The organism is Mesorhizobium sp. ES1-4 (assembly GCF_020164745.1).
In the GTDB taxonomy this organism is placed as follows: Bacteria; Pseudomonadota; Alphaproteobacteria; order Rhizobiales; family Rhizobiaceae; genus Mesorhizobium.
The window spans coordinates 1-19,868 of the sequence record NZ_JAIUGV010000009.1 but is presented as its reverse complement, the minus strand read 5'-3'; the positions used below and the strand labels follow the sequence as shown (position 1 = coordinate 19,868).

General features: G+C 64.8%; 19 protein-coding genes. 5 read left to right on the top strand and 14 right to left on the bottom strand.

Annotation, left to right across the window (positions count from 1 at the left end):
* Positions 1-49 precede the first annotated feature (49 nt).
* The gene (locus LB556_RS18170) at positions 50-349 is read right to left on the bottom strand and encodes a DUF1236 domain-containing protein (protein ID WP_224569118.1); all 300 of its coding nucleotides are present in this window, start codon (positions 347-349) and stop codon (positions 50-52) included.
* A gap of 767 nt (positions 350-1,116) precedes the next feature.
* Here LB556_RS18170 and LB556_RS18165 point away from each other — a divergent pair.
* Positions 1,117-1,392 (top strand): hypothetical protein, encoded by a 276-nt coding sequence (locus tag LB556_RS18165; protein ID WP_224569117.1) that lies wholly within the window; start codon positions 1,117-1,119, stop codon positions 1,390-1,392.
* 65 nt (positions 1,393-1,457) lie between these two features.
* On the opposite strand, the gene LB556_RS18160 is transcribed toward LB556_RS18165, so the two are convergent.
* Positions 1,458-1,673 (bottom strand): exopolysaccharide production repressor protein, encoded by a 216-nt coding sequence (locus LB556_RS18160; protein WP_224569116.1) that lies wholly within the window; start codon positions 1,671-1,673, stop codon positions 1,458-1,460.
* A gap of 243 nt (positions 1,674-1,916) precedes the next feature.
* On the opposite strand from LB556_RS18160, the gene LB556_RS18155 reads away from it, so the two are divergent.
* The gene (locus LB556_RS18155) at positions 1,917-2,657 is read left to right on the top strand and encodes a sulfotransferase family protein (protein WP_224569115.1); all 741 of its coding nucleotides are present in this window, start codon (positions 1,917-1,919) and stop codon (positions 2,655-2,657) included.
* A gap of 169 nt (positions 2,658-2,826) precedes the next feature.
* The gene (locus tag LB556_RS18150; RefSeq protein ID WP_224569114.1) at positions 2,827-2,970 is read left to right on the top strand and encodes a hypothetical protein; all 144 of its coding nucleotides are present in this window, start codon (positions 2,827-2,829) and stop codon (positions 2,968-2,970) included.
* Positions 2,971-3,151: 181 nt separating this feature from the next.
* Here LB556_RS18150 and LB556_RS18145 read toward each other — a convergent pair whose 3' ends face one another.
* The 12 genes from LB556_RS18145 to LB556_RS18090 all read right to left on the bottom strand — a co-directional run bounded on the left by LB556_RS18145 (position 3,152) and on the right by LB556_RS18090 (position 16,881).
* A complete protein-coding gene (locus LB556_RS18145; protein WP_224569113.1) occupies positions 3,152-4,345 on the bottom strand; it encodes a hypothetical protein in 1,194 nt (397 codons plus the stop codon).
* Between the two features lie 127 nt (positions 4,346-4,472).
* The gene (gene xth / locus LB556_RS18140; protein WP_224569112.1) at positions 4,473-5,243 is read right to left on the bottom strand and encodes an exodeoxyribonuclease III; all 771 of its coding nucleotides are present in this window, start codon (positions 5,241-5,243) and stop codon (positions 4,473-4,475) included.
* A gap of 245 nt (positions 5,244-5,488) precedes the next feature.
* A complete protein-coding gene (locus LB556_RS18135) occupies positions 5,489-6,127 on the bottom strand; it encodes an alpha/beta family hydrolase (RefSeq protein WP_224569111.1) in 639 nt (212 codons plus the stop codon).
* Between the two features lie 85 nt (positions 6,128-6,212).
* Positions 6,213-7,331: a tetratricopeptide repeat protein gene (locus LB556_RS18130; RefSeq protein WP_224569110.1), complete on the bottom strand. Its 1,119-nt coding sequence runs from the start codon at positions 7,329-7,331 to the stop codon at positions 6,213-6,215.
* Positions 7,328-8,236 carry a Ku protein gene (locus tag LB556_RS18125; RefSeq protein ID WP_224569109.1) on the bottom strand — a complete coding sequence of 303 codons (909 nt, stop codon included), beginning with the start codon at positions 8,234-8,236 and terminating at the stop codon, positions 7,328-7,330. The genes LB556_RS18130 and LB556_RS18125 overlap by 4 nt, the downstream gene beginning before the upstream one ends.
* Before the next feature lie 283 nt (positions 8,237-8,519).
* Positions 8,520-11,015, bottom strand: coding sequence for a DNA ligase D (ligD, locus tag LB556_RS18120; RefSeq protein WP_224569108.1), 2,496 nt, complete (start codon positions 11,013-11,015; stop codon positions 8,520-8,522).
* Between the two features lie 68 nt (positions 11,016-11,083).
* Positions 11,084-11,308, bottom strand: coding sequence for a hypothetical protein (locus tag LB556_RS18115; RefSeq protein ID WP_224569107.1), 225 nt, complete (start codon positions 11,306-11,308; stop codon positions 11,084-11,086).
* A gap of 226 nt (positions 11,309-11,534) precedes the next feature.
* Complete coding sequence (locus LB556_RS18110; RefSeq protein ID WP_224569106.1) at positions 11,535-11,843, bottom strand: EthD family reductase; 309 nt, start codon at positions 11,841-11,843, stop codon at positions 11,535-11,537.
* 79 nt (positions 11,844-11,922) lie between these two features.
* Positions 11,923-13,146 (bottom strand): GNAT family N-acetyltransferase, encoded by a 1,224-nt coding sequence (locus LB556_RS18105; RefSeq protein WP_224569105.1) that lies wholly within the window; start codon positions 13,144-13,146, stop codon positions 11,923-11,925.
* 34 nt (positions 13,147-13,180) lie between these two features.
* Complete coding sequence (locus tag LB556_RS18100; protein WP_224569104.1) at positions 13,181-14,401, bottom strand: GNAT family N-acetyltransferase; 1,221 nt, start codon at positions 14,399-14,401, stop codon at positions 13,181-13,183.
* A gap of 9 nt (positions 14,402-14,410) precedes the next feature.
* Positions 14,411-15,715 (bottom strand): hypothetical protein, encoded by a 1,305-nt coding sequence (locus LB556_RS18095; RefSeq protein ID WP_224569103.1) that lies wholly within the window; start codon positions 15,713-15,715, stop codon positions 14,411-14,413.
* Positions 15,712-16,881, bottom strand: a complete 1,170-nt coding sequence (locus LB556_RS18090; protein ID WP_224569102.1) for a glycosyltransferase — start codon at positions 16,879-16,881, stop codon at positions 15,712-15,714. Before LB556_RS18090 ends, LB556_RS18095 begins: the two co-directional genes overlap by 4 nt.
* Positions 16,882-17,316: 435 nt before the next feature.
* Here LB556_RS18090 and LB556_RS18085 point away from each other — a divergent pair, with 435 nt between their 5' ends.
* Positions 17,317-18,486 (top strand): DUF1972 domain-containing protein, encoded by a 1,170-nt coding sequence (locus LB556_RS18085; protein WP_224569101.1) that lies wholly within the window; start codon positions 17,317-17,319, stop codon positions 18,484-18,486.
* Entirely contained in the window at positions 18,483-19,751 is a 1,269-nt protein-coding gene (locus LB556_RS18080) for a glycoside hydrolase family 5 protein (RefSeq protein ID WP_224569100.1), read from the top strand. Before LB556_RS18085 ends, LB556_RS18080 begins: the two co-directional genes overlap by 4 nt.
* Positions 19,752-19,868: the final 117 nt, after the last annotated feature.

Genomic DNA, 19,868 nt, shown 5'->3' with positions numbered 1-19,868 from the left:
TCGATTTGATCGGAGATGGGCTTTTTGCATTATGCTTGAGACGGATCGATCAGTGAAGGACTTCCACGATCTGACGGGTGTCGGGGTCGACCAGCACGGTCTGGTCGTTGATCACCGCAACGCGGTACTTGACGTTGGGGACTTCGCGCAGTTCGACCTTGTCCGGTACCGACGAGCCGAGCTTGAGCTCGACACCCAGAAGATTGACCGACGCCAGCGGCTCCTTCTTGACGTATTCGCGAACCATCGTCTCCTGTTCCGGCTGAACCACGATGGTATCAGCCAGAGCCGCGCCGACGCCGCCGAGCACGATGATGGCAGCCGCGGCACTCGTAAGATAATGTTTCATAACAACCTCCATGATTGGCTATTTGCTCAGGGGAAACTCTGGCGCAAGTCGGAGGTTCCATCCCCATCTATATGACGATCAATCAACAATATGATATATTTCGTTACATCTTATATACGGAGATGTCGGCATATGTGCTTCGTGACCCTGAAGAGAAACCTTCAGGATTTGGCCTGGCTGTCACTACATAAATGCATTGCAAAGGCAAAGACATGAAATTGCCTTGATCGCGCTGCTACCCGCACGCCGACTCAACGCCGCCTCAGCAACAGCTAACGTATAAAGAGGGGCGTCGTTCCCTAACGCTTTACTCCCGCGTAAAAAAAGCTCGCCCTGCCGGGAGCGGCAGCGAGCCTCCACTGCGCCGATGGAGGTGGCGCCTCACCGCGACGCGGCACGAAAACGCAGGGGTGGGGATCCCGTTCCAGCGGCGTGCAGCTTAGCCTGCACCAGATGATGAGGCTACCCGGCATTTTTCCGCATGAAATCTCCAGCACGGACACTGCGCCGTGGCTTCCCGTCCTGCCATGACCAAGCATCCCTTCACGCTGATGTTTTATCGCGTTGATGGCGCCCACTCTCGGCCTTGCCTGGGGCGCTCACGAATGGATGGGCTGGTAAGCCAACCGTTCCAGCCGACTTTCGGCGCGCCGCCTCACCGAAACGTGACCAGTCAACAATGTAAGCAGCCTCTAAATGACCTTGGGATGATGGTATTAAACGGGGGCTGTCGCCAATCCGGCGGCAGGAACAGGGGAGGATAGTCCATGAATATCAAAACTGCCTGCCTGGGAGTATTGGCTGCCACCGTGATTGCCGGCTCGGCACTGGCTGGCATTCTCGACGAGCCGAAGATGATGGCACCCTTCTTCACTGACAAGACCATGAAGACCATGAAGTCGGACGCTGCCATGAAGAAGGTCTGGGCGAAAATGTCGAAGAAGAACCAGACCGCGATGATGAAGGAATGCCAGGACGCCGCGATGAGCAAGCCGCACGCCGAGTTCTGCGCCAAGCTGAACGCGCTGGCCGGCCACGCCTGAGTTCTTTCAGGCAAGGAATGGCGGGCCGCGAGGTTCGCCATTCCAGCCGAAGCCCAGACCAAGCTTCAAAGCCGGACGTCCCGACGCAGTGGCGGCACCGGGTTGACTGCGTCCTGGCTCATCGCGGTGTCTTGTGCGCGCCTGTAGATCAGCCTCAGGACGAGCACGAAGTAGCCGATCTGCAGGACAATCAAGACCGCCACGGTCCAGGCAAGCGCCTCCCAGAACGAACCGGTGGCCACATAGGTCCAGACCGCCACAAGTATCGTGGTCGCTGACATCCCGACGAGAAACTGCCCAAAATACATCGATCATCAAGATCGCCGAAACCGTTCCGTTTCTGGCGACTCCCTACCCAAAACTCCACACCCGCGCACAAGCTTTCATTATTTTAGCAACTACGCAACTAAAGTATGCGGCTGGGCATCCATGCAGAAATTTGTTGCGTGCAGGCCCTGGCAGGAGCAGCCTGATCCTCACGGACCGCAGCAATCGGGAAAAGAAGTCCGGTGGGGGATTGAGGGATGACGCTCAAATTGATCGGAGCCGGTTTCGGCCGCACCGGCACATGGTCGACCTTTGCCGCGCTGAACAGGCTCGGCCTGCCCTGCTACCACATGCAGGAAGTGATCATGAACAAGGCCAACAAGGGCCATCTCGATTTCTGGCGCAAGGTGGCCAACAGCCCGCCCGGCTCGCAGCAGGATTGGAACAAGGTGTTCGCCAATTACACCGCCACGGTCGACAATCCCGGCTGCTGCGTGTGGCGCGAACTGATGGCGGCTTACCCCGAGGCCAAGGTGCTGCTGACATTGCACCCACGCGGCGCCGAGGCCTGGTACGAAAGCACGATCGACACGATCTACTTCACCGAGAACCTGTGGCAGTTCAAGATCCTGGAATGGCTCACCCCGTTCGGCCGGAAGTTCGGTGACATGTCGCGCAAACTCATCTGGGGCCGCACGCTGGCCGGCGTCATGGGCGACCGAGACAAGGCGGTGGCCCGCTACCTCAGCTATATCGACGAAGTGAAGGCAGCCGTGCCGCCGGAAAAGCTGCTGGTCTTCACGGTCAGTGAAGGCTGGGGGCCACTCTGCCATTTCCTCGGTGTGGCGCAACCGAATGAACCCTTCCCAAACCTGAACGACCGCGAAACGATCAAGAAGATCATCCGCGACATCATCAAGGGCTCCTACATCATGCTGGGGCTGACGGTAGCTGGGATCGCGGCGGTGATCGCGGCGCTGTGGTGGTGGCTGGGCTGACCGCAAGCCTGGTCACGCGATCTCCGCCGGCCACCCCGATGCGGAAAGGCCGGGAAACTTGTTTCTCGCAAACGCCCGTCGATGGTTGGCGATCGTCCCCGGCCAGGATGCCGGGACGCCTTGCGGCCTCTGCCTATTCCGCTTTCGCGGAAGTTTCGAGCAGCCGGCGATGTGCAATGGTGTCTTTGCGGCGGTACGAGCCGCCCTGGTTGGCGCGGGCGCCGAGCACACCCCAACGCGCCCCCCCGCCCGCGCCGACCATGGCAAGCGCCTGTTGCCTTGGTTCGCCACGATCGCCACCGACATGGATTGACCCGTCCCCGGCGAAATATTGACAGCAGGCCGCGTTATGACACACTCCGCCCGGGATATAGTGGAGAGCTTGTATCATGAAGAAGGTTTATGAGCGGCCTGCTCTGATCAGGAAGGGCAATCTGAAATCGATCACGGCCGCGACCAACGGTATGGTAGTGATCTCAAAAACGCCCGTATAATCATCCGGCCAGCACCAGGTCGTCCAAGACCATTTGCCAGCAGTGTTTCGTCGAAAGGCGGACACGGGTGACTTGCCCCAGCATCGGCGCGTAGTGCAGCGGTGTGAGCGCCGACAGCACCACCTCATCGCTGGCGACCAGGCGTTCTCCCAGCCAGCTTTCGATCAGCGCCGTTTCCCCTTCGGCCTTCAGCCACGCAACGCTGAGCAGCACCGAGTGGAAGGCGAATGGCGTCTCGCGGCTGAACTCGGCCGCATAGCCGCTGCTGGTATAGGCCACGTGGTCGGCCGAGACATTGCCGTTGACATAACCCTCGCTGTCCTTGGTGTGGTCGTTCGCCATGGCGTTGAGGTTGCGCCATTGCAGCCCGGCATGGCCGCACGGGATCTTGCGGAAGCCGCGCCCGGTGACGTCGTCGAAGCCGATCGTGCGCAGCGCTGCCTTGTTCGCCACGGCCGACGGCGAAAGCAGCCCGAGATCGGCAGGGTAAGGCGACAGCGCCAGCTGGCGGTCAAGCCCGCCGCCGGCGATCACCACCGTGTCGGCTGCATCGGCAAGCTCGAAGCGGAAGGCGCAAGCCGGCGCCAGCGTCCGGCTCTCCAGCACCTGCCCGTTCGCCACAACCGACAGGGTCGCGCTGGCGCCAGCCGCCATCCTGCCGGCCAGGTTGCGCACAGGCGCCAACCCGACCGGCCGCGGCAGGTCCTGCGAGAGCAGCCCGACGGGCGAGCCGGGCGCCAGCCGGAACTCCATCGACTGCATGTCGTTGGCGCTGGGCGAGCGCCAGCCCGGCGGCACCGAAACCGAGAACCGGTAGACGCCGGGCGATCCGATCGCGGCATTGGCCGAAGAAGTCGACATGGCGAAGTTGGCGAAGCCGCCATTATTCGTCCTCGACGACGCGACGAAGCCGCCCTGCCGGTCGAACAGCCGCACCATGATGCCGGCCATCGGCCGGTCGGCCACGCCATAGCTGCCGTCGCGGTCGACGTCGAAATAGACGAAGCATGAGTAGTTGATGGTGCCGGTGGAGCGCCGCCAATCGGTGCGCACGGCATAGTCGTTCGCAGGGTCGGCCCGGCGCAGCGCGCGGCGGCGGATACGCGCCTTGCGCACCTGCCGGATGACGACGATGGCAGCGGCGATGATCGCGAGCACCGCGACAAGGATTCCGATGAGACCGAGGTCACTCATGGCGGACGGGCTTCGACGACGGCCGCTCGCCGTTTTCACGAATGCAATGCATCAGCCGGCCCCCTCGCTGGCAGCCAGCTTAGCCCGAGAGATGACCGGCGGAAAAGCGTGATCGGTGGAAGCCGCTTCACCCCAACTCCCCCCACACCGGCGCATGGTCGCTGGCGCCGTCCTGCCCGCGCACGTCACGGTCTATCCCCGCCCCTTTCAACCGGCGGACGAGCGGCTTCGACAGCAGGATATGGTCGAGCCGCAGCCCGGCGTCGCGCGGCCAGCGGTTCCGGCGGTAATCCCAGAAGGTGTAAAGCGTGTCCTCCGGATATGTTTTCCGCAACGCATCGGTCCAGCCCTGTTCGATGAGCGCGGCGAAGGCGGCGCGGCTTTCCGGCTGCACCAGCGCGTTGTCGTCATAGGAGCGTGTGGCATAGATGTCGCGCGGCTCGGGCACGATGTTGAAATCGCCCGCCAGCACCACCGGCAGGCCGGTATCTAGCAGCTGTTCGGCATGGGATTCCAGGCGCGCGTGCCAGGCAAGCTTGTAGGTGAATTTCGGCCCCGGCCGAGGGTTGCCGTTGGGCGCGTAGAGGCAAGCGATGACGATGCCGTTCACCGCCGCCTCGATGTAGCGGCTCTGCCGGTCGGCGTCATCCCCGGGCAGTGCATCGCGGGTCAGCACCGGCTCGGCACCGCGCGCGAGTATGGCGACGCCGTTCCAGGTCGGCTCGCCCTTCCACACCGCGCCATAGCCGGCATTGGCAAGGCTTGTCAGCGGAAACTGCGTATCCCGCGCCTTCAATTCCTGCAGGCAGACGACATCGGGTCTTGCGGTGGCGAGCCATGCCAGCAGGTTGTCCAGTCGGCTGTTGATGTTGTTAATGTTGAAGGTGGCGATCTTCATTGGGATATGAAGCAGGAAGGTGGAGGTGGGCGCAAGGGAGCGGACGTTTCGTGGGCCGGCGGACGCCAATCTCCCCCCTCGAGGGGGAGATGTCGCCGAAGGCGACAGAGGGGGTCGCCGCGCGTGAAGCGCCAACGCCTTCTTCGTCTCCGCAGGGGGGCTGGCGCTCTGCGCGCGGCGACCCCCTCTGGCCTGCCGGCCATCTCCCCCTCAAGGGGGAAGATTGGCAGCTTCTCCGCGGCGCTTTAAATCCGCTCTGCCGAGGCCTTGATCGTCTCCGCCACCGTCTTCAGATGATCGCCCGTCGAAAAGCCCGAGATCGCCTTGCGCGGTTTCAGATCATGATCGCCGTCCTCCAGCCAGATCACCTCGATGGCATTGGAGAGCCCATAGGTCGCAACTTCTTCCTTCGTGCCGAATTCGTCGCGCGTGCCTTGGAAAATCAGCGTCGGCGTCTTCAGCCCGACGAGATGTTTTGTCCTGAGTTGCTCCGGCTTTGCGGGCGGATGGAAGGGGTAGCCGAGGCAGACCAACCCAGCGATCTCACCCTTGGCGAACATCTCGTCCGCGACCATGGAGGCGACGCGCCCGCCCATCGACTTGCCGCCGATGATCAGCTTCCCGGCTACGCCTCTGGCCCTCAGATCGGTGATCGCCTTGATGTATTCCGGGTTCACCGTCTCGGCGCGCGGCGGCGGCTTGCGCTGGCCATAGCGGCGGGCCGCCATATAGTGGAACTCGAAGCGCGCGACCTGGAAGCCCACGGCGGCGAGCGCCTTGGCGGTGGCGGTCATCGACGGCGAATCCATCGAGGCGCCGGCGCCATGCGCAAGCAGGATCGTGACGGGCGCGGTGTCGTGGCCGTCAAAGATGAAGGTGGTCATTGTGCTCCTCGCGCCGCGCCAACGCTGCCAATCTCCCCCCCTCGTGAGGGAGATCGGCTGTCATCTCGGCCTTCGTCAGTCATGTTCACCCCGCCGACTTCGCCAGTTGCATGTCCACGAACTGCACGCCCTTGGCCGCCACCCCAGCCCATTGCGACTCCGCGTCGAGCTCAAGATAGCGCACCCACAGCCGCCGCGCCTCCGGCAGATTGCCGGCATCGAACTCCAGCCGCGCAAGGTTGAACACCGGGTCGGCATAAGTCTTGTCGAGCGCGATCGCCTTCTGCAGATGCCGTCGCGCCGAGGCGTCGCGGCCCTGTTCGCTCATCAGGCCGGCTAGGTTGAACCAGGCCTCGACGAAGGCCGGGTCGAGTTTTATGGCCCTGGCATAATCGTGCGCGGCTTCCGCCACGCGCCCCGAGCCGCGCAAACAGTTGGCGCGGTTGAAGGCGGCGATGGCGTCGCTCGGGTCGATGGCTAGGCAGCGCTGGTAAAGCGCTGCCGCTCCATCGTGGTCGCCGCCCTCCTCCGCCGCCTCCGCCTCGGCGAACAGGTCTTCCAGCGTGTCGTCGCCTTGTGCGGCGGCGCCGAGATCGAACAGCAATTGTCCGTCGAGCTCGCTCTGGCCGTCTTCCAGATAGATCGCGTCGGGCCGGCCATGCTGGGAGCCGACATTGAGCGACTTGGCGGTGAGCGAGGCGACCGGGCCGGAGCGGTGGACGGAGCGCGCGATCGCGCCCCACGAGGCGCCGCCGGCGATCAGCCCGACATATTTGCGCGCCAGGATCAGGTCGCGAAAGGAATAGGGCTCGCCATCATGCTCGAAGGCATCGAACAGGCTGAGCCGGTCGAGATCGGCGCCAGACAGCCTGGACTGGTCGATCAGCGATTGGCGCGACAGCGAAGACGCCTCGGGCGCCTTCATCAGCCCGAGCAGGCGCAGGAAACCGTTCTCGCTCAAAAGAATGCGCCCTGCAGCGCGCTCGGCGCCGAGGCGGCGTTCGATCTCCCCGTCGCCGGCCTTCGTCAGCCCGGCCTTGGCCAACAGGGTCCGTCCGAACACGACATGCGTGGTACGCCTGGTGACGCCGCGCCTGATGTGGCCGTGCTGGCGCTCCACCTCGCGCGCGGCGAGCCTGAGCGGGAACGCCGCCAGCGCGCCGATCGTGCCGAAAACAGCGCCCGGAACGGCCGGTGCCGTCATTTCTTGCTCTTGCCGACCGCCTTCAGCAGGTTGGCTTTCAGCGGATTTTCAGCAGCACCGCCGCCGGCGGCCGCCTTCTTGGCGGCGGGCTTGGCGGTCTCGTCGGCCTTGCTCTTCGACTTGGCCGGCGGCTTCGACTGCGACAGGCTGGCCTTCAGCGCATCCATCAGGTTGATGACATTGCCGCGCTCCGGCGCCGCCGCGATGATGGGCTTGTGGCCCTTCAGCTTCTCGCGGATCATCGTCATCAGCGCGACCTCGTAGCGGTCCTCGTAATTCTTCGGATCGAAGGTGGTTTCCTTCTGCTTGATCAGCGCTTCGGCAAGCTGCAGCATTTCCGGGTCAGGCTTTCCAGCCGGGATGTTGCCGAAATATTCAGCCGTGCCGCGCACTTCGTTGGGATTCCTCAACGTGCACACGAACATGCCGTTCTCGCGCGCGCCGATCGTCACCACGCGTTCGCGGCTGGACAGCACCAGCCGGGCGATGGCGAGCTTGCCGGACTTGCGCATGGCCTCGCGCAGCACGGCGAAGGTTTCCTCCGCCATCGCACCGTCCGGCGCCATGTAATAGGGCGCGTCCTGGTAGATGACGTCGACCTCGTCCTCGTCGACGAAGGCCTCGATGTTCATCGTGTGGTTGGATTCGATGCGCACCGCGTCGAGGTCGGCATCGTCGATGATGATGTACTGCTTATCCTCGTACTCGTAGCCCTTGACCAGGTCCGCGCGTTCGACGAGCCCCAGTTCTGGGTCGACCGGCTTCATGTTGATGCGGTTGTGGGTCTTCTTGTGCAGTTGGTTGAACGAGATGCGTTCGCTGGCGCTGGTGGCGGGGTATAGCCGCACCGGACAGCTGACCAGACTGAGCTTGAGATAACCTTTCCAACTTGCCCTGGGCGCCATGATGAACTCCTACGCGGCCACGCGCTGACAATATGTTGGAGCATGGTTTGTCCAAAAACCGGTTCCCACTTTTCGGGACCATGCTCGAAGCAGCGCTTTTCGTCCGAAGGACGAACCAGGCTGCGCAAATCCTACACCGACCCCCGATGCTAAAGGAAAATCCCTGACGAAATGTTCCCGCCGGCTTTCGGGGCCATAGGCGGAGAATAATTCAAATTGTCGGAAGCGTCGATGGCGTTTGAGCCGACACGCTGGCGACCACACCGAACGCTCCCCTGCTTCGTCATCCTGGGAAGGCAGGCAAATCCCGCGCGAACGCGTCGATGTCAGCCCACGGATCGCCCGACGTCTCAAGCAGCCCCGGCAACGATGCATAATTCAGGTCCTGCGGTGCATCGATCGCTTCCAGATCGCTCCAGCTCACCGGCGTCGAGGCCGGCAGGTTGGTCCGCGCCCGCAGCGAATAGGGCGCGGCGGACGTGTGGCCGCGCGCGTTGCGATGATAGTCGATGAAGATGCGCCGCTTGCGGTTTTCCCTGCCCATGGTGGTGGTGAAGGTGTCGGGCGCGGTCGCCGCCAGATGCGTTGATATGGCGCTGGTCGCCTGGTGCAGCTTCTTCCAGCTCTGCTTTTGCGTCACCGGGACCGTGATGTGGATGCCGCTGCCGCCGGAGGTCTTTGCGAACGGCACCAGCCCCAGCCCCTCCAATTTGCCCTTGATGTGGACCGCGGCCTCGACCACTTCGCGCCAGGAAATCCCCTCGCCCGGATCGAGATCGAGGACGATCTGGTCGGGCTTGTCGAGGCTGGCGCGGTGCGTGCCCCAGGTGTGGAACTCGACGACGCCGAACTGCGCCAGTGCCAGATAGCCCTTGGCGCCTTCGACCGAGAGATAGGACTTGGTCTCGCCCTCGGAATTGGTCGCCTCGAACGTCACCACCGAGGGCGGCATGCCGGTGAAGGCGTGGCGCTGGAAGAAGCAGTCCTTGGGTAGTCCGGTCGGGCAGCGCACCAGCGACACCGGGCGGCCAAGGATGTGCGGCAGCATGAAGTCGCCGACCAGCGCGTAATAGACGGCGATGTCGAGCTTGGTCGGCCCGGTCTTGCCGAACAGCCGCCGTTCCGGATTGGTGACCCAGATGGTGGCAAGGTCGGCCTCGGCGATCAGGCGCTTGCGCGTCGAGGAGACCGGCGTCGACAGGCCGACGTCGCGCAGGCCCTTGAACACGCCATGGCGCAGCGCATTGTCCGCCGTGCGGTTGGCGTAGTGGATGCGCGCCGAAAACAGCGGCTTGACCCAGTGCATCTCGCGCATGATTTCACGCGGCACGCCTTCCGGCGCCGACGCGCCCGATGTCAGCGGCGCGAGCCGCGCCAGCAGGTCGGCCGCGGTTCCGGCATCGAAGCCGGTGCCGACCTTGCCGCGATAATGCAGCTCGCCGTCCACCCACTCGGCCATTCCCAGTGCCGCCAGCCCCTCCGCCGCTTGCGAGGTCGTGTATCCCGCGATGACGAAATCGCCGTTCTTCAGCGCCTTGGTCTTGGTCCAGCTCTTGGTGCGGCCGCTCTGATAGATCGCGGTGGCGCGCTTGGAGACCACGCCCTCCAGGCCGAGCTCCGTCACCTGGTCGTAAAGCCCCTGCCCCGAACCTTCGACATGGTCGGAGAACTGGATCGCCGAGTTGGCGCCGAGCCCGGCCAGCAGTTCGGCCAGCAGCACCTTGCGCCGGATGAGCGGCACCTTCATCAGGTCCCAGCGGTCGAGATGCAGCAGGTCGAAGGCGTAGAAATGCAGCTTGCTGCCGGCGCCCGCCGCCAGCGCGTCCTGCAGCAGCGCAAAGCGGGAAATGCCCTTGGCGTCGAGCACGACGATCTCGCCGTCGATGATCGCCTCGCGGCACGGCAGCTTGGCGAAGGCGTGGGGCAGGTCGCCATAGCGCTTCGTCCAGTCGATGCCGCCACGCGTGATCAGCCGCACCTCCCCGTCGCAGACATGGGCCATGGTGCGGTAGCCGTCGAATTTGATCTCATGCAGCCAAAGCTCGTTCGTATTCTCGGCGAGGCTTTCTCCGCCCGGCGGCTTCGCCACCTGGCTGGCGAGTTGCGGCTCGATACGGCTCGGCACCGGCGCCTTGACGGCGCCCGGCAGATCCCCCGGCTTCAGCGAGCCGGGCTTTGGCGCGGACTTCACGGTCGGCTTCGGCGGCGCCACCAGTTCCTCGATCCGCAGGCCCGATTTCACGCTTTCCGGCCGCGCTTCGAGGATATTCAGCACCGTATCGGAAGCCAGGTCTCGCTCCTTGAACAGCAGCCAGTTCTTCTTGGTTTCGTCCTCGCCGGGCTTGGGCTTCAACCTGGTCAGCATCCAGCCGCCATTGAGCTTTTCGCCGGCCAGCCGGAACTTGAAGGCGCCGGTGCGCAGGCTCTTGTCGACATCGTCCATCGGCGCCCAGGTGCCGGTGTCCCAGACGATCATCGGCCCACCGCCATATTCGCCTTCGGGGATGACGCCCTCGAAGTCGATATATTCGAGCGGATGGTCCTCGGTCTCCACCGCGAGCCTTTTGTCGGCGGGGTTGAGCGAAGGTCCGCGCGGCACCGCCCAGCTCTTCAGCACATCGCCGACCTGCAGGCGCAGATCGTAATGGTCCGCGGTGGCATGATGCTTGTGGATGACGAAGCGGTTGCCGCCGCCAGAGATAAGTCCGCCGGTGGGTTCGGGGGTTTTCGAGAATTCGCGCTTGGCGCGGTAGGGTTTGAGTTTGGAGGAAGCGGGCATGTCAAAGGCCCGGGCGGGTAGGCGGGAACGCGACCTCGGCAGGCATCACGGCATGGAGGCCTAACAGCTCAATCGTCAGCAACCGGCGTCAGCTCGAGCTCGGCCGGCGTCAGCCCCTGCTGCAACTGGGCGAGCCGGAATTCGTCGACCCAATAGGCCTCGCCGTCGACCAGCACGCGCGCCCGGTAGGCGCCGTCCGAAAAGCTCTGCGCGGCGATATAGACCTTGTGGCGGTCGAGCACCTTGCGCACCGCGGCGCGCTTGGCATTCTGGCCGGAGACGGGACTGAACATGACTCTGCCCTCGGTCGCCCTGACACGCAACACGACCGCTTCCGCAGCCTGGCGACTGGGCTCAAGGATGACGGAGACGCGCTGTCCTGTCAATTTCGCGCCCCACGGCCTTCGGCGATTTACCACCCGCCGCTGTCAGGCGAGTTGCGATGGGCTGAATTGTGCCAGGCTTTTGAGGGGCTTCGCGCCTCGGCTTGATTCAAGATCTGAGGCAGGCACGCCCGCCTCACACGTCCTCGCTCTCGAAGATCAGCATGTCGGCGCCGCCGGTCGCGAAGACCTGGAGGTCGGCCGCGGTCGCCTGCCCTTCGGCGCTGGCAAATGCATTCTGGATGGCGGCCAGATCGTCGAACCGCAAGGTCGCGAGCAGATGGACCTTCGCTGGACCAGCCGGCGTCATCACCGGGCCACGGCTGATTTCGTAGCTCCGCAAACCCGGTATGGTCTTGGCCAGCGGAATGTGCTTTTCGCGATAATAGGCATCGAACGCGCCCGGATCTCCGGGCGTGCCATACATCACCACCAGGCTTGCCATCGTTGCCTCCTCGAAACCATTGCTCCGCCGGCAGCGTGATGGTTTGCGGGGAGTTGGTCAATCCGCCTTGGCTGGGACCTCAGTTCTTCAATCGCCGCAAACGGCGCATCACGCCCTGCACGGCCTTGTAAAGCCGTGTCCTGGACCGCACGAAAAGCTCGGTCTTGCCGCGCAGCCTGATATAGGCGGTCGAGCCCCTGCCCTTCAGCGTTATCGGCTCGCACAATTCGGCCAGCACATAGCTCGAGGCGCCGATATGCTGCTTGTATCCCTGGCCGCCGACCGAAAGGTCGAAATAGCCCAGCCCTTGCTCCCGTCCCCATATCATCAGCTTGCCGATCATCGTCAGGCCCGGAGCGACGTTGGCCACCGCTTCCTGGTCGATCCCAAGCAGCAGGGCGTGCAAGGTGCCCTTCATGACCAGTAGGTACATGACTGCGAGATAGGCCTGACCGGCGCGCAGCCCGAACAGCCGCACCGAGCCGTCGGAAAGCCCTTGCAGGGCGGCATTGCGGTAGAAATCGACGACCGGCGCCTGCGTCAGGAGGTCGAACCGCCCGAGTTCGCGAAAACGGTTGAGCCTGAGGTCCAGCAGCCTGCCGAACTGCTCCTCGATCATCTCGGGCGTCTCGGCTTCGACCAGTGCGAGGCCGCCGAGCTGTTCGAAGCGGCGGCAGTGCCTGTTGAAATTCTTGGCGAAGGACGACTTGCAGATGCGCTTGATCAGCGTTTCCGGCTCGCCATCCATGACCAGGCCCGAGTGGATCTGGATGGAATCTCCCGCCGCCGAAAGCAGCGCCAGCGGGTTGGCGACGCCGTGGATCCGTTGCGGGATTCCCGCCACATGGATGCGGTCGGCCGGCGGCAGTACGGCACGGACCGCCGCCCAGGCGGCGTCGGCGCTCCGCGTGGTCCAGGGCCTGGCATCGGCCAGCAGCGGCGCCGAATAATCGCACACGCCGCAGCTCAGCCATTCGATCACATAGTGGCCGAGTGCCCGGCGTCGCATCAGTGGCAGCAGCATGACGGGCGCGCCAGTGGCGGCGTCGTTGACCTCGACAATGAGCAGATCGGCGGTTTTGGGCATCAGCCGGCTGGCGATCCCTTCCACCCAGGCAAGGCCCTGATGACCCGTGCACAGACCGGTTTCCTCGAGGCGCAGCCAGAGCTGCCTTATAGTGTCGAAGCTGGTGTGCAGCCGCGCCGTGTAATGCGCGCCGATGTCCACTCCGGCTCTGATCGGGGAAATTGGTTTTATCGGTGCACCCGCCACCGCGGCCGGCTGCACTGCCTGGCTTGCCACATGCTTCTCCTATCCGTTCTGGCCCGCCCCGGCGTCATCCACGCAAGCGCCGCAAACCCCGCATCGTTCCCTGGACCGCTTTGAGCAGCCTTGGGTTGGAGCGCACGAAAGCCTCGGCCCGCCTGCGGAACTCGATCACGGCATTGGCCACGCCGCCCCGCATCGTCAAGCCATGGCAGAGTTCGACCAATACCGAACCCTTGGCTCCCATATGTTCCTTGTAGCTCTGGTTGCCGACCGACAGGTCGAAATACCCAAAGCCCTGTTCGCGCCCCCAGCCGATCAACCTGCCCATGATGACGAGCCCCGGCGAGACATTTGGCACGACGCTCTGGTCCATTGCTATCAGCAGAGCATGAACAGTCCCTTGATGAACCAACAGATATTGAACCGCAATCATCGCCTCGCCGACGAGCAGTCCGAACAGCCGCACCGATCCGTCCACCAGACCCTGAACAGCCGCGTTCCGGTAGAAATCGACGATCTTCTCCTGCGTCAGCAGGTCGAAGCGGCCAAGCTCGCGAAAGCGGTCGAGCCGCATCCGCACCAGTTCGCCGAAAATGCGCTCGACCTCGGCCGGAGCGTGGGCCTCGACCAGTTCCACGCCGCCGACCCGTTCGAGGCGGCGCCAGTCCTTGCCGAACTCCTTGACGAAGGACGGCCTGCAAAGCCGCTTGAGGACTGTTTCCGGGTCGCCGTCGATGGCGATGCCGAAGGAGGTCTGGTTGGAATCGCGCGCGGCCGCGAGCAAGGCCAACGGATTGGCGACCCCGTGGACCTGCCGGGGAATCCCCACGATGTTGACGCGGTCCGCCGGCGGCAGCGCCGAGCGCACCGCCGCCCACGCAGCCTGCGCGGAATGGGGTGTCCACGGGCTGGCATCGGCCAGCAGCGGCGCCGAGTAGTCGCAGACGCCACAGCTCAACCATTCGACCACCCAATGGTGGAACGCCCTGCGCCGCATCAGCGGCACCAGCATTCTGGGTTCGCCGGTGGCGGCGTCGCCCACCTCCACGACGAGCAGTTCCGCGTTTTCCGGAAGCAGGCGCGCGACGATCCCTTCCGCCCAGGCGTAGTTCTGGTGGCCGGTACATACGCCCTGCGCCTGCAGGCGCAGCCAGAGCGGCCTGACCGCCTCGAGGCTGGTGTGCAGTTTCGCCGTATAGGCATCGTTCGCCGCGATGGCGGCGGGACGCGGAACCTGCCCGTCGGGCAAGTCGGTCATCGCGGCAATTTCCACTGCCTGGCCAGACACATCCCTCTCCTATCGCTTTACCGCGGCGAACGAAACCGCCCGCCGCCGCCACGAGCCAAGCCGGCTGTCGCGCCGCTGGTCCGGGTGTTCGATGTTCCACATGCGGTGATGCACGAAATACCAGGATGCCACGAGCACGAAGATCTCGGAGACCGCGGAACCGAGCAGCGCCCATGGCGGCGGCGCGATGGCCAGCAGGATAGCGACCAGCGCCAGCCCAACGATGGCGCCGCCCATGGTGATGAAGGCGACGATGCGGAAATCACCCATGATCTCGAGCACGATGCGGGGCATGATATAGAGCATGATCGGGACGAAATTCGCGATCACGAAAAGCCCGATGAACCCCACCGAGGCATCCTGGAGGGCCTGGGATTTTATCATCGGCAGAACGAACAGGATGGCGCATCCATAGGCCACCGCACCGAGCCCCATGACAACGGCCCACAGCTTTGCCTGCGACCAGACACGGCGCGTTTCGTTGTTGCGCAGCAGCTTGGCGAGTTCCGGCTGCGTCATGTTCACGAAGGCGAGGCTGATGATGCGCAGCGGCGCGAACAGCACGATCACCGCGGCCAGCGGCGCATAGGCGGCCGGCCCGGCGATGCCCGCGACCAGCAGCGCCAGGGATTGGCCCTGGATGTTGGTGGTGGTGGCGCTGAATGCCGACCAGCAGAGCTGGGACCAAAGCCTTGCATAGCGCCGCCGCGTCGGCATGCGGAAGCTGATGCGCATGGTGCGGCGCGCCAGCCGCGTCAGGACGAAGATGCCAAACAGATTGGCCGCCGCGAGCGAATAGAACACGGTCTGCAGCACATCCTTGGCCAACCAGATCGCCAGGCCGGCCATGACGGTGCCGGCGATCGTGAAGGCGGCATCGCTGACCGAGACGATCACCTGCTGGCGGCGCGCGAAGAAGGCCGTGCGCATATGGCTGCGCAGCGACCACGCGCCGACGAAGCAGCCGGCGGCAAGTCCGCTGGGGTCGCCCAGCAAACGCATCAGGATCGCCGTGCCGATGGCCATCAGCACCGCGACGACAAGCGCCGCTGTCCCGAACGCGACGTCATAGGCATCGACGCCGGCGCTGTTGGTGCTCTTGCCCATCCATATCGAGGCCGGAACGGCGGTGAGCGACCTGATATAGGACAGGCCGACGCCGCCCATCACCATGCCGATGGCGAAGAGGCCGTAGCCTTGCGCCGACAGCATGTGCAGCAGCGCGATGTTGAGGGCAAAATGGAAACCGCTCTGCATCGCCTCGCCGCCGATCATCAGCACGAGGCGCCGCACCAGATGGCCAGGGAATGTCACGACCGTGTCTCCGCCTGGCGCGCGGTTGCCGTGCGGCCCGGCCTGGCGATGGCCGCCTTCAGCTTGTCGGCGGCTATCGCGGCAATCGCCGCCGCCGCGACCGGCTCGCTGAAGACCGCCTCGTAGCGCGCCCGCCCGGCGGCGACAAAGGAGCGCCAGGCCTCGGGCCGCAGGATGATTTCCTCGAGTTTGCCGGCAAGCGCTGCGGCATCTCCGGGCGGGACATGCCAGCCCGTTTCGCCATCGCTGACCACCTCGACGAGCCCGCCGATCGCCGACACCAGCGGCGGCCGGCCATAGGCCATCGCCTCGATGGCGACGCGGCCGAGCGATTCGGGACGCCGCGACGGCACGGTGACGATATCGGCCCAGCGATAATGCTCGGACGGATCGGGAATGAAGGGCAGCACGCTGACGCGTCCGGTGAGCCCCATGCTGCCGACCAGGTCGGCGAGCGCCTGCTCGCGCTCGACGCTTTCGAAGGCGCCGCCGACCAGCCGCACCTCGATCCTCGACCTGAGTTCCGCCGGCAGCGAGGCGATCGCCTCCAGAAGCACTTCCTGGCCCTTGATCCTGTTGATGCGGCCAAGCAGCAGCACCTTGAGCGGGCGCCTGCCGTCATAGGTCACCGGTTCCGCGGCGGCCGGGCCGGCAACGCCGTTATAGACGACATGGGAGCGCGCGGATTTGGGATCGCCGAACGTGGCGCGCGTCGCTTTCGAGTTGAAGATGAGATCGGCATGGCTCCAATGCATCAACCCGACGAGGATCCGGCGCAGCACGCCTTCGGGAATTTCGTGGATGTGCAGCAGTGCCTTGGCGGGCAGCAGGCGCGCGGCCAGCGCGTAGTCGGCCACGATCGAGGTGTTGACATAGGTGAGGTCGCAATCCCTGAGCCGCCGCCATGCCCTCAGCACCGCGATCGGCAGCCGCGCCATCTCGATGGTGGCGAGGCGCGCAATGGCCTGGCGCCTGAGCACCCAGAGCGGCTCGAAGACGATCCGGGTCGCATGCGGTTCGAGGATCCGCAAGATCGGTCCGCCGCGCGGCAGGACCACTTCTATGTCGGCCGACGGAAACGCGGCGCGCAGCGCGGCGACGCTCTCCGCGAAGCTGCGGTCGGAACCATAGAGTTCATAGCCCTGATGGACGCATGCAATCCGCATATTCCCATGCATCTTTCTGCCAGGGGTAGTTTGACGATCCCGCCGCCTGACGGATCAGGCGACTGGAGATTTCAAGCCCAACACCCCTTTGGACTTCACCGGTTACCGGCATGGTGACGAGCGTAAACCCCGGATCACCATTGCCAATGCTGCACGTCCTCCGCCGATGTGGCGCACAGAAATCCACTAGCAAGGATCATGCCGGCCCTGGCTTGACCGTCTGGTGGTCGCAGGGTGGCGGCATTGCCTTGTTCCGATACATAGGCTGGGATAGTTGACCGATAATGAAACAGCTCCGGCCGTCGGAAGAAATATTTTACACCGCGGTGCGATGGTGGCCGGAACTGGGTCTGGCACGGATATCGCTGGGCCGCGGTTTCCAGATGAGGGGGCCCGCGCATTGCGGGCCGAGCGGACCTGAAAGCGCCTACAGCCATGAAACCGGAAAAGCCTTCCATCCTGATCCTGGGAACACGCGGCATCCCCGCGGCCCATGGCGGCTTTGAAACCTTCGCCGAGAAACTGGCGCTGTTTCTTGTCGCGCGCGGCTGGAAGGTCGGCGTCTACTGCCAGGAGGAGGTCGAGCGGGTCGACGGCAGGGTGCGCATCGAAACCTGGAAAGGTATCGAGCTCATCCATGTCCAGGTCGCTTCGAAAGGCCCCCGCGCGACGCTGGAATTCGACTGGCAATGCGTGCTCGACGCCGCCCGGCGGCCCGGCGTCTGCCTGGTGCTGGGCTATAACGGCGCGGTCTTCCTGACCTGGCTGAGGCTGATGCGGCGCAAGATCATCACCAACATGGACGGCATCGAATGGCGCCGGCCCAAATGGGGCGCGGCGGCGCGCACATGGTTCTGGCTCAACGAGTGGATCGGCGCCTGGGCCTCGCACCGTCTGGTCGCCGACCATCCCGTGATCGCGGATCACCTGGCGACGCGCCGGCCGCGCAGCGCCATAGCCACCATCACCTATGGCGCCGACCCGGTGACATCGGCGCCGGAAGCGCCGGTTCGCGCGCTCGGCCTCGAGCCTGGCAAATACCTGATTTCGATCGCGCGCATCGAGCCCGACAACAACATCCTGCCCATCGTCGAGGCCTTCTGCAGCCAGAAGCGCGACATGAAGCTGGTGGTGCTGGGCACGCTGTCCCCCGAAATTCCCTATCATGTCGCCGTTCGCAACGCAGCCAACGCCTCGGTGGTGCTGCCCGGCGCCATATACGACCAGGCGGCGGTGAAGGCGCTGCGTTTTCACGCGCGCGCCTATCTGCATGGCCACACCGTCGGCGGCACCAACCCATCGCTGGTCGAGGCGCTCGCCGCCGGCAATATGGTGATCGCCCACGACAACCCGTACAACAGATGGACTGCTGGTGCGGCTGCCATCTATTTCACCGACGCGCGAAGCTGCGCCGAGCGAATGCGGCAGGCGCTGGAGGATGACGCCCTGGTCAGGACCTGCGGCGAGGCCGCCAGGGCGCGCGCCAATGAAGTCTTCCGCTGGGACGATGTCCTGCTTGCCTATGAAACCGAAGCCTACCGGCTTCTGGGCGTGACCGCCGCCAATGCCGTGCCGGTCGACCGCCCCTCGCCCGGCGCCGCATGACGGGCTGGTCGCGACGGCGGCTGCTGAGGACCGCGCTGTCGACGGCGCTGGTGCCCGCCACGGCGGCGCTTTCGCCCATGGCGCCCGCGCGGGCCGCCACAGGCACCTGGCCGTTCCGGCGCGGCGTCAATGCCTGGCCCTGGTTCGCGCTGACGCGCGAGTTTCCCGCACCACGCACCGACTATGCCTGGCCGCCCTTCCAGTCGCAGCGGCCGGTGCCGACGCCGGACGACCTTCGCCGGCTGCGCAAGACCGGGCTCGATTTCATCCGCCTGCCGGTCGATCCCGGCCCGTTCCTGGCCGCCGACGCCGCCACGCGCGCAAAATTGCTGGCGATGCTGGACGATGCCGTGGCCGCCGTCATGGATGCGTATCTCGGCATCATCGTCAACGTGCAGGCCAACGGCGCCACCCATTACTGGAACCCCGACCGCATGGTCTCCAGCACCGCCGCGCCTGAATTCGGAGCCTATCGCGGGCTGGTCGGCGAGCTTGCCGGCAGGCTGGAACGGTTCGCGCCGGGGATGGTGGCGCTGGAGCCGGTCAACGAGCCGCCGCAATCCTGCAATTCCAACGTCTGGTCGAACGTCCAGGCGGCTCTTTTGACTGCGGCCAGGGCGGCGGCGGCGACCTTGCCGCTGCTCGTCACCGGCGGCTGCGGCTCGATGGTGAGCGGGCTCGCCGCGCTCGACCCGGAACCGCTGACGGCCTTCGAGCCGATCCTGTTCACCTTCCATTTCTACGAACCCTATCTGTTCAGCCATCAGGGCGCGCCCTGGATGCGCGAGCCCGTCTACCGCGCGCTCAACAATGTGCCATGGCCGGCCTCCGCCGGTTCGCTCGAACGGACGCTGGCCTCTGTCAGGAAGCGCATGGCTCAGGAAACCGAGACCTCAGAAGCGGACAAGCAGGCCGCCTATGCGGAAACCGAACGCGTGCTGAAGGTCTATTTCGACGCCGGGCCGGACCGCTGGTTCATCGACAGGTATCTGAGCCAGGCGCGTGACTGGGCCGACAACCACGGCATCGCGCCGCAGCGCGTCATCATGGGCGAATTCGGCGCACTGCGCACCGACGCCCGCTACGTCGCCGCCCCAAACCCCGACCGTGCCCGCTACATCTCCGACGTCAGGCAGAGTGCGGAGGCATCGGGCTTCCCCTGGGCCTTCTGGGACCTGTTCGACGGCATGGGCATGATGGACGACACCACGCGCGCGCTGGACCCGGCGATGGTCGAGGCGCTGGGGCTGCGGATGCCGCGATAGAGAGCCGACGACCGAAAGTGACCGAGCGCCTCCCTCTCCCTTCGTCATCAACTCTGAGGAATGATGGCGTCTCTAAGCCTAGCGTTTAGGGTGACGATGATCTTTCGCATGACGGCA

Bases quoted from the DNA above. Each gene is read 5' to 3' on its own strand.
- LB556_RS18090 (WP_224569102.1), bottom strand. From the start codon at position 16,881: ATGCGGATTGCATGCGTCCATCAGGGCTATGAACTCTATGGTTCCGAC.
- LB556_RS18170 (WP_224569118.1), bottom strand. From the start codon at position 349: ATGAAACATTATCTTACGAGTGCCGCGGCTGCCATCATCGTGCTCGGC.
- LB556_RS18135 (WP_224569111.1), bottom strand. From the start codon at position 6,127: ATGACCACCTTCATCTTTGACGGCCACGACACCGCGCCCGTCACGATC.
- xth (WP_224569112.1), bottom strand. From the start codon at position 5,243: ATGAAGATCGCCACCTTCAACATTAACAACATCAACAGCCGACTGGAC.
- LB556_RS18080 (WP_224569100.1), top strand. From the start codon at position 18,483: ATGACGGGCTGGTCGCGACGGCGGCTGCTGAGGACCGCGCTGTCGACG.
- LB556_RS18155 (WP_224569115.1), top strand. From the start codon at position 1,917: ATGACGCTCAAATTGATCGGAGCCGGTTTCGGCCGCACCGGCACATGG.
- LB556_RS18130 (WP_224569110.1), bottom strand. From the start codon at position 7,331: ATGACGGCACCGGCCGTTCCGGGCGCTGTTTTCGGCACGATCGGCGCG.
- LB556_RS18115 (WP_224569107.1), bottom strand. From the start codon at position 11,308: ATGTTCAGTCCCGTCTCCGGCCAGAATGCCAAGCGCGCCGCGGTGCGC.
- LB556_RS18165 (WP_224569117.1), top strand. From the start codon at position 1,117: ATGAATATCAAAACTGCCTGCCTGGGAGTATTGGCTGCCACCGTGATT.
- LB556_RS18145 (WP_224569113.1), bottom strand. From the start codon at position 4,345: ATGAGTGACCTCGGTCTCATCGGAATCCTTGTCGCGGTGCTCGCGATC.
- LB556_RS18125 (WP_224569109.1), bottom strand. From the start codon at position 8,236: ATGGCGCCCAGGGCAAGTTGGAAAGGTTATCTCAAGCTCAGTCTGGTC.
- LB556_RS18110 (WP_224569106.1), bottom strand. From the start codon at position 11,843: ATGGCAAGCCTGGTGGTGATGTATGGCACGCCCGGAGATCCGGGCGCG.
- LB556_RS18150 (WP_224569114.1), top strand. From the start codon at position 2,827: ATGTGCAATGGTGTCTTTGCGGCGGTACGAGCCGCCCTGGTTGGCGCG.
- ligD (WP_224569108.1), bottom strand. From the start codon at position 11,015: ATGCCCGCTTCCTCCAAACTCAAACCCTACCGCGCCAAGCGCGAATTC.
- LB556_RS18085 (WP_224569101.1), top strand. From the start codon at position 17,317: ATGAAACCGGAAAAGCCTTCCATCCTGATCCTGGGAACACGCGGCATC.
- LB556_RS18160 (WP_224569116.1), bottom strand. From the start codon at position 1,673: ATGTCAGCGACCACGATACTTGTGGCGGTCTGGACCTATGTGGCCACC.